Origin of the sequence: Flavobacterium crocinum (assembly GCF_003122385.1) — a bacterium.
Classification (GTDB): domain Bacteria; phylum Bacteroidota; class Bacteroidia; order Flavobacteriales; family Flavobacteriaceae; genus Flavobacterium; species Flavobacterium crocinum.
Genome location: NZ_CP029255.1, coordinates 2,414,109 through 2,428,357, shown reverse-complemented (window position 1 = coordinate 2,428,357; position 14,249 = coordinate 2,414,109). Strand labels below are relative to the sequence as shown.

Annotated in this window: 10 protein-coding genes; 7 read left to right on the top strand and 3 right to left on the bottom strand. The window is 35.5% G+C overall.

The window, feature by feature from the left end:
- Positions 1-3 precede the first annotated feature (3 nt).
- The 7 genes from HYN56_RS10995 to HYN56_RS10965 all read left to right on the top strand — a co-directional run bounded on the left by HYN56_RS10995 (position 4) and on the right by HYN56_RS10965 (position 7,866).
- Positions 4-960 carry a transketolase family protein gene (locus HYN56_RS10995; protein WP_109192204.1) on the top strand — a complete coding sequence of 319 codons (957 nt, stop codon included), beginning with the start codon at positions 4-6 and terminating at the stop codon, positions 958-960.
- Positions 957-1,877 carry a D-ribose ABC transporter substrate-binding protein gene (locus HYN56_RS10990; protein WP_109192203.1) on the top strand — a complete coding sequence of 307 codons (921 nt, stop codon included), beginning with the start codon at positions 957-959 and terminating at the stop codon, positions 1,875-1,877. The genes HYN56_RS10995 and HYN56_RS10990 overlap by 4 nt, the downstream gene beginning before the upstream one ends.
- Positions 1,878-1,879: 2 nt before the next feature.
- Positions 1,880-2,494 carry a DUF2291 domain-containing protein gene (locus tag HYN56_RS10985; RefSeq protein WP_109192202.1) on the top strand — a complete coding sequence of 205 codons (615 nt, stop codon included), beginning with the start codon at positions 1,880-1,882 and terminating at the stop codon, positions 2,492-2,494.
- A gap of 1 nt (position 2,495) precedes the next feature.
- Entirely contained in the window at positions 2,496-3,986 is a 1,491-nt protein-coding gene (locus tag HYN56_RS10980) for a sugar ABC transporter ATP-binding protein (RefSeq protein ID WP_109192201.1), read from the top strand.
- A gap of 113 nt (positions 3,987-4,099) precedes the next feature.
- Positions 4,100-4,975, top strand: coding sequence for an ABC transporter permease (locus HYN56_RS10975; protein ID WP_240622690.1), 876 nt, complete (start codon positions 4,100-4,102; stop codon positions 4,973-4,975).
- Between the two features lie 27 nt (positions 4,976-5,002).
- Positions 5,003-6,292 carry a nucleoside hydrolase-like domain-containing protein gene (locus HYN56_RS10970; RefSeq protein ID WP_109192199.1) on the top strand — a complete coding sequence of 430 codons (1,290 nt, stop codon included), beginning with the start codon at positions 5,003-5,005 and terminating at the stop codon, positions 6,290-6,292.
- A 68-nt stretch (positions 6,293-6,360) separates the two neighbouring features.
- On the top strand, positions 6,361-7,866 hold the full coding sequence (locus HYN56_RS10965) for an FGGY family carbohydrate kinase (RefSeq protein ID WP_109192198.1): 1,506 nt from the start codon (positions 6,361-6,363) through the stop codon (positions 7,864-7,866).
- A 78-nt stretch (positions 7,867-7,944) separates the two neighbouring features.
- Here HYN56_RS10965 and HYN56_RS10960 read toward each other — a convergent pair whose 3' ends face one another.
- The 3 genes from HYN56_RS10960 to HYN56_RS10950 form a co-directional block, all read right to left on the bottom strand.
- Positions 7,945-8,811, bottom strand: coding sequence for a hypothetical protein (locus HYN56_RS10960; protein ID WP_205727653.1), 867 nt, complete (start codon positions 8,809-8,811; stop codon positions 7,945-7,947).
- Between the two features lie 327 nt (positions 8,812-9,138).
- Positions 9,139-10,545 carry a RagB/SusD family nutrient uptake outer membrane protein gene (locus HYN56_RS10955; RefSeq protein WP_109192196.1) on the bottom strand — a complete coding sequence of 469 codons (1,407 nt, stop codon included), beginning with the start codon at positions 10,543-10,545 and terminating at the stop codon, positions 9,139-9,141.
- Between the two features lie 33 nt (positions 10,546-10,578).
- Positions 10,579-13,734 (bottom strand): SusC/RagA family TonB-linked outer membrane protein, encoded by a 3,156-nt coding sequence (locus HYN56_RS10950; RefSeq protein WP_109192195.1) that lies wholly within the window; start codon positions 13,732-13,734, stop codon positions 10,579-10,581.
- Positions 13,735-14,249: the final 515 nt, after the last annotated feature.

Below are 14,249 nucleotides of genomic sequence, written 5' to 3'. Positions count from 1 at the left end.
ATAATGGTAGAAATAAAAACAATCAACACTGCTAATCTCGAAGTCTTTTCTGAAACTCTTCAATTCTTAGCCACCGCAGATAAAGACATCATAGTTGTCACAAGTGACTCTCGTGGCTCAGGAAAACTGGTGCCATTTGGTCAAAAATATCCGGAACAAATTGTTGAGGTAGGTATTGCTGAACAAAATTTGGTAGGAGTTGCTGCAGGATTAGCAAGTATGGGGAAAAAAGCATTTGCTGTATCTCCAGCCTGTTTTCTTACGGCACGTGCATTGGAACAAATTAAAAATGACGTTGCCTACTCTGATAATGCTGTAAAATTAATTGGCATTAGTGCAGGAGTAAGTTATGGCGCTTTAGGTACCACGCACCACAGTTTACATGATTACGCAGTGTTGAGAGCTATTAACAATATTACCATTGTAGCACCTGCAGACAATTATGAAACTGCAGAAGCCATCAAACAGGCTACTGAAATGAAAAGCCCTATATATCTGCGTTTTGGAAAAAAAGCCATGCCTGCAAACCTAAATCCCGATAAAGCAGATTTCAAAATAGGTAAAGGGCGCATCATTCAGGAAGGAAATGATTTGACTTTGATTGCCACCGGCGAAGCCGTACTTCCTTGTGTTGAAGCAGCTAAACTTCTGGAAAAAGAATATAATATTAGCTGTAAAATTATAAGTCTTCACACCATTAAACCTTTAGATACAGAATTATTATTGACTACAGCCGAAAATAAGAAACCTATTATTACTGTTGAAGAACATTCTGTAAATGGAGGATTAGGCGAAGCCATTACCTCTTTATTATTTCAAAACGGATGCTCTAACAAACTTAAAATCGTAGGACTGCCAGATGATCATACGGTATCCGGTTCGCAAACTGAAATTTTCAATCATTATGGAATATCTGCTGACGGTCTAAGAAATACTGCTTTAAATCTTCTAGGCTTATGAAAATAAAACAGCTGTCCTTAGTAATAGTATTAATGGTTTTGATCTTAGGCTGCTCTTCAAAAGAAAAAGCTGAAAAACCTAAAATTGCAGTGGTAGTTTCCACGTTAAATAATCCATGGTTTGTAATGTTGGCAGAATCAGCCGCAGAAAATGCGCGAAAATTAGGGTATGAAGCCAAAATCTTTGATTCACAAAATAATCCGGCTGTCGAATCGGATAATTTTGAGAATCTTATTTCTTCTGGTTATGATGCCATTCTTTTAAACCCTACAGACTCTGATGGTTCCATTTCGAGTATCTTAAAGGCTAAAACTGCAGGCATACCTGTGTTTTGCATGGACAGAGAAGTAAACGCAGATGATGCGGCTACAAGCCAAATTCTTTCAGACAACTATTCAGGCTGTGTTTCTATCGGAATTGAGTTTGTAAAAGAATTAAAAGAAAAAGGAAAGTATGTCGAAATCTTAGGACTTGTAGGCGACAATAACACTTGGGCGAGATCAAAAGGATTTCATTCTGTTGTCGATAATTTCCCCAATTTAAAAATGGTGGCACAGCAAAGCGGCAATTTCGACCGTACTAAAGCGATGGAAGTTTTAGAAACGATCATGCAGGCAAATCCTGATATTGATGCTGTTTTTTGCGGTAATGATGCCATGGCAATGGGAGCTTTTCAAGCATTGCAGGCAACAGGAAAAGAATATAAAGTCAAAATTTTTGGATTTGACGGAGCCGGAGATGTAATTGAAAAAATTAGAGAAAAGAAAATCGCAGCTACAGGAATGCAATATCCTAAAGTAATGGCTCAGACAGCAGTAGAATTTGCAGATGAGTATTTTAAAGGAAGAAAAATATTCCCTCAAAGAGTCCCTGTAGAAGTTGAACTGGTCAATGCATCAAATATAAAAGACTATTAGCGATGAAAAAAAAGTATATTTATATTTTAGCCTTTCTTGTAATAGCTTTTTTAGCTTATAATTCTGTTTATTTCAAAAAACTGAGTGATGTAAAAAAAGCCCAAAAGGAATCTTTTGATTTTAAAGCGTATGCAGATTCCATCTATTATAAAGGTATTTTGAAAAGTAAAAAGACAATTCCTTTAACCAGTTTAATTGCTTCTGTAAAAAAAGATCAAAAAGAGGCTTTTAAAAGCTATGGAAATAGATTAGGCATCGGAAATTCAGCCTATTTTATGATTAAAAGCACCGGAAAAATCATCGACATCAAAGATGGCATTTATACCGTTGCTGATGAAAAAAACGGTGTTGTTTTCATTGATACCAAATACATTTTCGGAAATGATTTAAGAGATGCTTCAGGTTTAGTAAAACTAACCGATTTTAAGACCAATGCACAATTCAACAAAGTGTCCGAGAGCTTAAATGAGATTGTTCGAAATGAAGTTATTCCAAAAGAAATCAAAACTGTAAAATTAGGCGACAGCATTTCATTTTCGGGGGCGGTTAAATTGAGCAAAAAACAAACTTTGTTTACTGACCTCTTAATTATTCCTTCACAAATTAAACTTCAGTAAATTGTTACAAGCAATAAACATATCGAAAGAATTTCCAGGGGTAAAAGCGCTTAATCAGGTTAATTTTAAATTTTACCCTGGAAAAGTCAATGCTATATTGGGAGAAAATGGTGCAGGAAAGTCTACGCTCTTAAAAATTTTGACAGGCGTTTACACCGAATATGATGGCGAAATTAAATTGAATGGACAAACCGTTTCTTTTTCGAATATAAAAGATGCACAAAATGCAGGTATTGCCATTATTCATCAGGAACTAAATCTAATTCCTGAGCTCAGCGTAACACAAAATTTGTTTTTAGGAAGAGAAATTTTAACGCCGCTAGGGATTTTAGATGCTGCAAAAATGGAAATGGAAGCCAAACGCATTTTTGAAAAAATTCAATTGAACGTTTCCCCAAAAACCTTGGTGCAGCATTTAAAAGTAGGAGAACAACAATTAATTGAAATTGCAAAAGCCCTGCTCTGCAATGCTGATGTTATTTTAATGGATGAACCCACTTCTGCCCTAAGCGACAAAGAAATAGACAATCTCCACCGCATTATTTATGAATTAAAAAAAGAAAACAAAACGATTGTCTACATTTCTCATAAAATGGATGAATTGTTCAAAATCGCCGAAAATTACACTGTTTTAAGAGATGGAAACAGTATAGATGAGGGAGAAATGAAAAATACTACCGAGAACGAGTTGATTCGGAAAATGGTAGGCCGTGATGTGCTTATTGATAAAAAATGCGCTCAAAATCAATCTAAAAATATTGTTTTAAAAGTCGATAACCTCAACCTTATCCATCCTAATGATAAAAAAAGAAAACTTCTTCATGATATTTCTTTTGAATTAAAAAAAGGAGAAATTTTAGGAATATTTGGTTTAATGGGAGCCGGCAGAACCGAACTTTTAGAAACTTTGTTTGGCATGCACTCAACAAACAGCACCTATAACTTAGAAATTGATCAAAAGAAAACCTTTCACAAAAAACCAAAAGAAGCTATTGAAAATGGATTAGCTTTCGTAACCGAAGATCGTAAAACCGAAGGACTGGTTTTGGGAATGGATATTTCATCTAATATCAGTTTGACAAATCTGCCGGTTTCCGGTTTTTTAAACCAGTTAAAAGAAAAAAATTCTTCGAAAAATTATATTGAAAAGTTGCGCATCAAGACTCCATCTGAAATGCAGTTATGCCAAAATTTAAGCGGCGGTAACCAACAAAAAGTAGTTCTTGCAAAATGGCTCGCGACCAATCCTCAAATTCTAATGATGGATGAGCCTACTCGCGGAATTGATATTAATGCCAAAAGCGAAATTTACAACCTAATAAAAGAACTCGCAGCTGACCACATGAGTATTTTATTAGTTTCGTCTGAAATCCCCGAAATACTTGCCCTTTCGGATCGGATTTTAGTAATGGCTGAAGGCAAAATCAAAGCCTCCTATTTAGCGGCCGATGCTACTGAAGACAACTTATTAAAATCGGCCTTACCAGACTAACACTTACTATTACTATGACTATCTCCTTAAACCACCCTCTTATCAAAAAGTCGCAATCCCTGATTGCACTCTTTCTCTTATGTCTGCTTTTCAGCTTATTGTCGGACAAATTCATGACCAGCGCCAATCTTTGGAATGTATTGAGACAAATATCTGTGAATGTTTGTATTTCTGTCGGAATGACTTTAGTGGTTTTGATGGCAGGAATTGATCTTTCGGTAGGTTCTGTATTAGGTTTTACCGCAGCAGTATGTGCCGGTTTATTAAAAAACGGACTCTCATTTGAGTCTATGGATTTATTTGTCGGCTTTTCCGTTTTAGGAGCGATTTTAGTATCCATTCTTATCGGTTTGGCTTTAGGTCTTTTCAACGGTTGGGTAATTACCAAATTCTCCATCCCTCCTTTTGTAGCTACACTGGCAATGTTAACTATAGCCCGCGGACTAACAATGCTTTATACAGAGGGGATTCCTATTTCTAATTTAGGTACTGAATTTGAATTCATTGGATCTGGATGGATTTTAGGGATTCCGGCACCGGTATGGATTTCTATATTTATGGTGCTGATCGTTCTATTTTTAACTAAAAAAACAACTTTCGGAAGATATATTTACGCCATTGGCGGTAACGAAAGAGCCGCATTTTTATCAGGAATAAATATCAATAAAATTAAATTGACAGTTTACGGAATTGCCGGAATGATGGCTGCTGTAGGCGGTGTTTTAGTTACCTCAAGGCTTAACTCAGCCCAGCCAAATGCCGGTACAAGTTACGAACTGGATTCAATTGCGGCTGTGGTCATTGGGGGAACATCACTTTCAGGCGGTATTGGCACCGTTGCAGGAACCGTAATAGGCGCGATAATTATTGGTGTTTTAAACAATGGATTGGTTTTATTGGATGTATCACCTTTTTGGCAGCAGGTCGTGAAAGGATTTGTTATTTTGTTAGCAGTAATCATTGACAAAATGAATCAAAAAAACAAATAAAAGCCATTATTTTCTTAGTTTAAAAAAATGAACAAACTGATTTTCACCATTCTATTTTGTGCGATTTCTAAAATACTTTTAGCACAACAGCCAGTACCCGTTAAGCCCAGAATATTAGTAAGTACTGATATTGGAGGTACAGATCCTGATGATAACCAATCTATGATTCATCTTTTAATGTACAGCGAGAAGTTTGATATTGAAGGACTTGTTTCTTCGCCTTCTTATGGCGAAGGTAATAAAAAAGAAATACTACGAACAATTGATCTATACGAAAAAGATCTGCCAAAACTACAAAAACACGTTCAGGGATTAGCTTTACCAAAATATTTACGTTCTGTAACAAAACAAGGAAAAAAAGGTGCTGCACCATACGACGGATTCAGTACTTCAACCGAAGGTTCTGACTGGATTATTAAATGTGCACTTAAAAAAAGTAAACAGCCTCTTTGGATATTGGTTTGGGGAGGGCTAGAAGATTTAGCGCAGGCATTACATGACAAACCAGAAATTCAGAAAAACATAAAGGTATTTTGGATAGGCGGGCCTAATAAAAAATGGAGCGCAAATAGTTATGCTTATATAGTGGAGAATTTTCCAAATCTCTGGTTTATAGAATCCAATTCATCCTACTACGGATTTTTCTCAGATAATGTTGCTGAAAATTTAAATGGAAAAAATTACTACAAAAACTATATCAACGAAGCTGGTTTTTTAGGTAAAGACTATAAAGATAATCGTTATGAAGGCAGATTAAAAATGGGCGATACTCCCTCATTATTGTATATGATGGATGGAGACCCTAATAACCCGATGAAAGAAAGCTGGGGAGGCAGCTACATCAAAATGAATTACAGTTCCAAAATTGTATTCGAAAGAAATACATCAATTAAGGACACAGTACCTGTTTTTTCTATAATGGAATTTCATTTTAAAGGCCCCGTTGTTGCTATTCCAAAAGATTCTGTCTGCATTACGATGACAGTTCAGGCAGAAATTGGAGAACAGAAATGGGACGGATTTTACCTAGGCAGTGGAAATTATGTTGTACGATATTCTCCTAAACGTACTGAAAAACTGACCTATAAAGTAACTTCGAGTATTCCTGGATTTAAAGATCAGACTGGCACTTTTTGGGTAAATAATCTCTGGCCGGGAAAAAATAATACAACAGACTATGTTTTAGGCAAGAATTGGTACACAGATCGACCAAATCCTGAACTTTATGATGATATTTGGCAAGGCGGTAAAACGGTTTTGAAATGGAGAAGCGATGTCCTTTTAGATTGGGCTAAACGCTGGGATTGGCTTCGATGATCTTTATCTCATTTCAATAACCTTGTTACTCTTGGATTATCAAAAATCAATTTTACTGCAAAAGATAAATGAAAAAATATATTTTAGCTATTGACCAGGGTACGAGCAGTACTAAAACCATACTTTTTGACGAATTAGGACTAGCTGTTTCTAAAGGAAGTGTGGATCTAAAAACGAATTATTTTGACAATGGTTTTGTAGAACAAAATCCAGAAGATATTTACCAAAATGTTCTTGATTCTGTTCGCCTTTGCTTGAATAATTTCACTGGTCAGGGATTTCTTCTGACAGATATTGTATCTTGTGGTATCAGCAATCAAAGAGAAACATTTGTTCTTTGGGATAAAAACGGAAAAGCATTGGCTCCGGCATTAGTCTGGGCCTGCAAGCGTTCCATTAGTATCTGTACTGATTTAATTGAAAAAGGTCAGAATGATATCATCAAACAAAAAACCGGCCTGCTTTTAGACCCTTATTTTTCGGGTACTAAATTACTTTGGCTAATACAAAATGATGCTGAACTAAAAACAAGAATAGAAAATGGTGAAGTTTATTTTGGAACAGTAGATTGTTGGCTTTTATATAAATTAACCAATGGAATTCATTTCAAAACCGATTATACAAATGCTTCCAGGACGTTGCTTTTCAATATTCATACTCTAAAATGGGATACTGAAATTCTTGAAAAATGGGGATTAAGCAACTTAACCTTGCCTCAGGTCTTCCCGTCATCACATGATTTTGGAGAAATGGATTTGAGTCAGATTTTCGACGATAATATTAATATTTCTATTCCAATTACTTCTTTAATTGGAGATTCTCATGCGGCTTCTTTTGGAGAAGGCTGTTTCGAAAAAGGTACTGCAAAAGTCACCATGGGAACAGGAAGTTCTATTATGATGAATATTGGCGATGAAGCCGTTTTATCAAATTCCGGAATGCTTACAACCATTTGCTGGAGTACAGAAGACCGAATAGATTATGCCCTGGAAGGTGCTATTGTTTCCTGTGGATCCACCATAGAATGGCTTAAGAATGAATTGCAATTATTTTCAAATCCTGATGAAACAGCCTCTATGGCGATGGAAATTTATGATAATTCCGGCGTTTATTTAATTCCCGCTTTTAGCGGATTAGGCGCACCTCATTGGCAAATGACCCGAAAAGCATCAATTGAAGGAATGACTTTTGGGACAACTAAAAATCATATCGTGAGAGCGGCTTTGGAAAGCATCCCGTATCAAATAAAAGATGTAATTGAAGCCATGACAAAAGACATAAAAGCGCCATTAAAATCTATTTCTGTAAACGGAGGTATGACTCAGAATAAATTTGTGGTTCATTTTTTAGCTGATTTATTAGGAATTCCGTTGAACAAGCAGCAAAATTCCGATGTTTCTGCTTTAGGAGCTGCCTATTTATCCGGGCTGAAAAGCGGAGTTTATAAAGATATTGAACAGCTCTCTACTCTTGTTAAAAACCAGACAGAACAGGTTTTAACTGATTCGAATAATGAACTGCCTGCAAATGGATATTTGGGCTGGAAGGAAAAAATAAAAAAGGAAATAGTTTAAAATTAAATTAAAATCTGCTATAAACTAAAAAAGCTTCAGTAATATGTGAAGCTTTTTTATTTATCATTAAATCAATTATTAAAGACCTAAATTAGGCAGCACAAAAGATTTAGTATTTGGGTGTAATCTTATCCATAATCCTGGATTTGCATTTAATTGTTGTAATAATTGATCTGTATCTGAACTCAACTGTGTATTAATTACGTTTGCGTAAGTTTGAACTTTAGCAGGGGCAGAATCAGCATCTACTACAGACTGAACGACCTTCTTGGCTTGTAATATGGCTGCCGGACCTAAAGTGAGAATATATTTTGCAGATCGACATTCTTTTTCATCATTTTCATTTATAAGGCTTCCACCTGCTTTAAACTTACTAATGTGATGCTCCAAAATGCTATTAGATATTGGAATTATCCCTGCAATGTGTTCTCTTTTTGCTCCAGAAAAAGGTTTAATGTAAGCCAAATGTGATGCATGGTTTTCTTCAGGACCATGACCTATAAAAAATATATCCAAACCTCCTAATTCTTCCAATTTAGTCAAATACTGTACAAGTGCAGACTCTAAATCTTCTGTATCTGTTTGAATTGGTGTAAAACTTTTGATCTTTTTAAAAAAGGCATCACCTAAAATACGCTCAAAATCTCTAACAAAACTTAAACCATTATTCATACTCAATGGAGCAAGCGCATCCTGAGTAAACACATTCAGTCTTGCAAATAAAAGGTCTTGCTCTGTTGATTTGGCTAAGTCTCCAAGCAAACGGTGCAACTCCTGAGCTCCTCTACCACCAAGAAGAGCAATATTGATATCACCCTCTTTTGAGGCTGCAGTATCGTAAAGTTCCTTTAACATTGCCTGACCTACTTCTGCTTCACTTCCAAGAACAGTAGGAACTACGCCATAATCATTAAAATTAAATTCCTCGCCGCTCTTTTGAGACAACCACACATTATTATTCTCTTCGTATCTTGTGAATTGTGAATTTGATATATTCATTATGATTATTTATTTTATTTTAATTAGTTAGCATTATCTCGTATCCTTTATAAGAACTTTTTTATCTGAGCAGTTTATCTAAAATCAGATTACTTTTAAAATTTTAAAATTAAAAAAACATTCTGTCTAAACAAAATGAGCCCCAATATAGGGCTCATTTCAATCAAACTAATTACAAACCAAATGCAAACTTTTGAAATCGTGGCCTACCCCAACTAAACAAGCAAGCAGTCCACACTTTTATCAAACGAGCATTAATTTTAAACGATCATCTTATTTGTAGGCCTCATTTTGCGTAATAACACCCGGATTTTGATTAATTACCAAAAACGGAATAGGCAATAATAAGTTCGCTTCGGTAAGAGTGATATTTTTACTGCTGTTTTTAATTACCGGAATCGCTCTTCCAGTTCTTATTAAATCAAACCAACGATGGAATTCGCATGCAAATTCTACTTGAGATTCATGTTCTAAAGCAAGAGCAACCGTATTGTATTGAGTTGGATAACCTGCCGTTCCATAAGCTGGCAACCCAACACGGGCACGGACTTCGTTCATGTATTTTGGATCTGAAGTTGCTTCTGTCAACATTAGAAGTACATCTGCGTAACGAAGAATGATAAAGTTATTATCCGAAGCTTCTCTTAAACCATTAACAGGAGCTTTTGCATCTTTCCATTTAATTGTAAATTTCACATTGACAGTCGAACCATTTGGAGTTTTATATCCATTTTGAATAGAAATATCTCTCCTTGGGTCATTTGCTTCATAGGCATTCCATAAATCATTGGCAACCTGATTAAATCCTCCCCCCCAAGCGGTAACCACACGATTGTCAACTGGTGTGAACATTGCCCAATATAAACTATATGGATTAGATATACCTCCTTTATATTGAATCTCAAAAATAGACGACGCACCGTTTTTCTTGGTTAAATCCCATAAATCAGCATAAGGCACCAGACTAAACTTGCCATACACTTTCAACAACGTTTCAGCCGCTTTTGCTTTATTTCCTATAGTGAGATAAACCTTTCCTAGCAGAGTATTGGCAGCTTCCTGACTGGCAGCTCCTACAAAACGCTGACTTGTTTTTATTGGCAATTTAGCTGCTGCAAAATCAAGATCCTTGATAATTTGGTCATACACCTGATCCTTTGGTGTGCGCGCTTGTGCATAAGCTTGAGCAATACTGATTGGAGTTGTAACCAATGGCACATCACCCCAGGCACGAACCATGTCAAAATAGTATAAAGAACGTAAAAACTTTGCTTCTCCAATTAAGGCATCCCTATTGGCAAAATCGAGTTTTTCGGCACTGGCAATAATATTATTTACAATATAGATTGACTTATAATAGTTATTCCAGAAATTGAATACTAACTCATTATCGATTTTCATCGTATGCAATTCGAAACTTTCATAGTCTTGTACCCTTCCGGAAGCATTATCACTGTATGCATTATCAGACATTAACTCACCATAGAACGACGGCAGACTTTCGGGACCATACAAGAGATAAAGTGAATTATAAGCAGACCACAATGCTGTTTCAATATCTTTTTGAGATTTATAAAAATTCTCTTCATTAGCATTTGAAATAGGGGCCTTATCTAAAAAATCCGAACTACATCCTAATAGGAATAAGCCACAAAAAAGCATTGTTATTATTTTTTTCATTTTTCTTAAGTTTTAAATGATTTTCTTCAATTTTTAAAAACTAACATTTAGTCCCATAGTTGCTGTAAAAGGATTTGGATAAGCTCCATAATCAAAGCCCACCATTGAACCAGATTGATATGTACTACCTTCCGGATCATAGCCTAAATATTTCGAGAACACATGTACATTTTCCATATTTACATATAACTTTATGTTAGTTATTTTCAATTTTTCAACTAAGCTTTTTGGCAAGTTATAACCCAGACGTATATTTTGGATACGAACAAATGATCCATCTTCGACCCAGTAGCTTGAGCCAAAATCCTGAACAGTGTTTGGCGTCATTCGAGGTTTAGGAATCATTCCGTTTCCTGGATCTGCGTCAGATTTCCAATAATTGTTTACAACAGAATACATGTTACGGTTTCCTCCTCCTACACCTGATTTTAGATATCTGGCACTATGGTTAAGAATTTCTCCTCCCTGTGAACCGCGTAACAAGACAGAAAGCTCAAATCCTGAATAAGAAAAATTATTCGTTAAGCCCCATTGAAAATCAGGCTGATAGTTACCTAAATAAGTTCTGTCGTCAGAATTAATTTTACCATCGTTGTTGACATCCCTTACTCTAGGATCACCCGCTTCACTGCCCGGCCAGACAGGATATGCTTTGCTGTCCAACTCCGCCTGCGACATAATTACACCATCAATAACATAACCATAATACATTCCAACCGGCTGTCCTACAGCAGTTCGCGATGTCATACTGGAGACATTAATATCAATTGGAGCATTATTTGCACCAAGTTTTAATACTTTATTTCGGTTGGCAAAAATGTTAAAATCAGTACTCCATTTGAATTTTCTGTCTATATTAATTGTACTAAGACTTACTTCAAATCCTCTATTTTCCAGCTCTCCGATGTTTGTCAAAGTAGAAGCAAAACCAGAAATAATTGGAATAGGAACATTAAGCAGTAAATCTTTTGTTTTTGAATAATAAATGTCACCTGTAAATTTCACACGTCCATTAAAAACACTTACATCAACCCCAAAGTTGGTTTGGCCTGTTTTTTCCCATTTTAAGTTTTTATCAGCAAAATTTGATGTATAAATACCTTGGTTTACCGTACCGGAACTTACATATGGGCTATACCCTAACACACCAATTGATCCGTAATTTGGAATCGAATTGTTACCGGTTTCCCCATAGCTTAACCTAACTTTTAAATTACTCAACCAAGTAGATTCCTTTAAGAAAGATTCTTCAGAAATACGCCATGCAAGCGATCCTGATGGAAAATATCCCCACTTGTTGTTAGCTCCAAAACGGGAAGAACCATCCGCTCGGATTGCTGCAGTTAGCAGATATTTGCCTTTATAGGAATAATTGGCACGAGCCAAATAAGAAAGCAATGACCACTCTTCTGAAGAAGTGTAGCCGGCATTTACAACACCAGCATTCAAGGTATGTACTAAATCATTTGGGAAACTACCAGCTGACATACTACTCAAATCTGTACGCTGTTCTTGGGCAGAAAACCCAGCCAAAACATTCAAATTGTGATTTTCATTAAATTTCTTGTTGTAATTTAGTGTGCTTTCCGAAATCCAATTATTAGATTGTAGCGTTTTGAAATCAGCCTGTGCCGGGACCCATCCTGAGTATCCCCAGTTCTGGCCTGCATTCCAATAGAAATTATGCACTGTATTCTCAATATTAGAACTCACAGAAGTCTTAAAAGTCAAATCTTTCATGACATCCCATTCAAGAAAAGAAGTAATTATAGATACATTGGTTCTTTTTTTAGCAATGGCTTCTCTTGTTAAAGAATAAGGATGCCACAACTGGAAACCGTATTTAGCAAATGTATTCCAAATTGAGGCAGGATCTTTAAAACCAAGACTTCCCGTTTCAACATACATTGGAAAAAATGGGTCACTTTGCAAAGCCAAGCCCACCACATCACTTTTTCCTCCTGTACCGTATGGTGCTTCTTTTATCTGACTAAGACCAATATTTATCCCCATACGAACTTTATCATTAAATTTATGCTTGAGGTTTGATCTTACATTAATTCTTTCATAAGTATTACTGTCTACTACACCTTCTGAATTTATATAACCCAATGATGTCATAAATTGTGTTTTCTCAGTTCCGCCAGAAGCCGACAACTGAAAGTTCATGTTAGTGGCAGTTCTCAATGCTACATCCTGCCAGTCAGTCCCCTGTCCAATACGGGCAATCCAGGCCGGATCAGAGAATTCTACAGGAACAGTTAAACCAATCCCTCTCGTAGCTGATGGATTTGCGGCAACAGTTGTCGCCCATGAATTATTTCTTGCAGCAGTATTGTAGGCAATAAATTCTGATGCATTCATCATGTCTACTTTACGGATAACTTTAGAAACACCAGACTCGAAAATTGCATCAATTTTAGTCTTACCTGCTTTTCCCTGCTTAGTTGTAATAATAACAACACCATTTGCACCCCTAGAACCATAAATGGCGGCAGAAGATGCATCTTTCAAAATATCAATCGACTCAATATCGTTAGGGTTAATGGAATTCAATGGATTTCGGTTAAAACTTAAATTGCTTCCTCCGCTAATTCCTGCATCAGTCGAATTAGTTGTATTATCTTCCAGTGGAATACCATCAATAACATAAAGAGGAGTAGTTCCGGCATTTATAGAAGATGCACCTCGTATTTTTACGGTTGGAGCAAGACCCGGAGCACCTTGAGATTGAATAATCTGAACACCAGAAGCCTGTCCTCCAAGCGATTGAAGAGCATTAACATTTGACCTGCCCTCTAATTTATCTGCCCCAACAGAAACCACCGATCCTGTCAGATCTTTTTTCTTGACAGAGCCATAACCTACAACAACCACTTCATCTAATTTAGCAGAGTCTTCCTCTAATTTAATTGAAACATTTGTTTGTCCGTTTAACAAAACTTCTTTGGTTTTAAAACCTACATAAGTAGCGATTAATACTGCTTTTTCACTTTTTACCTTTAATGAAAATTTTCCGTCTAAATCACTTTGGACTCCATTTGTGGTTCCTTTTTCAACAATATTTACTCCTGGTACAGGTAATCCCAAACCATCCGTAATTTTTCCTTTAATTTCTTTTTGCTGCTGCCCATAAATTGGCATGCATAGTAATAGTCCTAGAAAAAATATATAATATTTTACTTTCATTATTTTATTGGTTAGCTAGTTAGTAGTTATAAAATTTATGCTTTCACATTTAGTGAGATGCAATACAGCATCATTTACTTAAAAAAAATTTCTCCGTTTTTGATGACAAATATTTGTTACTTAAAAAATAATCTTATCGAATAAGTCTTTTTCAATTCTGATTTCTTTTTTTCCTTTTTACTTTCACATTTTGGGTCATGTAGTATATGACAAATTATATTCAAAAAAAGTCTGGGCAAAAAATCAGGTCACTTTAAAACGCCTAAAATCTTTTAGAAAAGTCTCTATTTTTATTTTTTTTTCATATCCATCTTTTTTAGTTATTTATAAAACTTACTTATACTCTTCATTCAAAATCTTAAAAACAAGAAATCAAATATAAATAAATAACTACAAAAAAACATATAAATAAACAAAAAAAAGAAAATAAACGAAAGTAAAATAAAGTAAAAAATAAAAAAAGAAAACAACAACGATGTTAATTATTTAAATAAAAATTACATAATACAAATAAA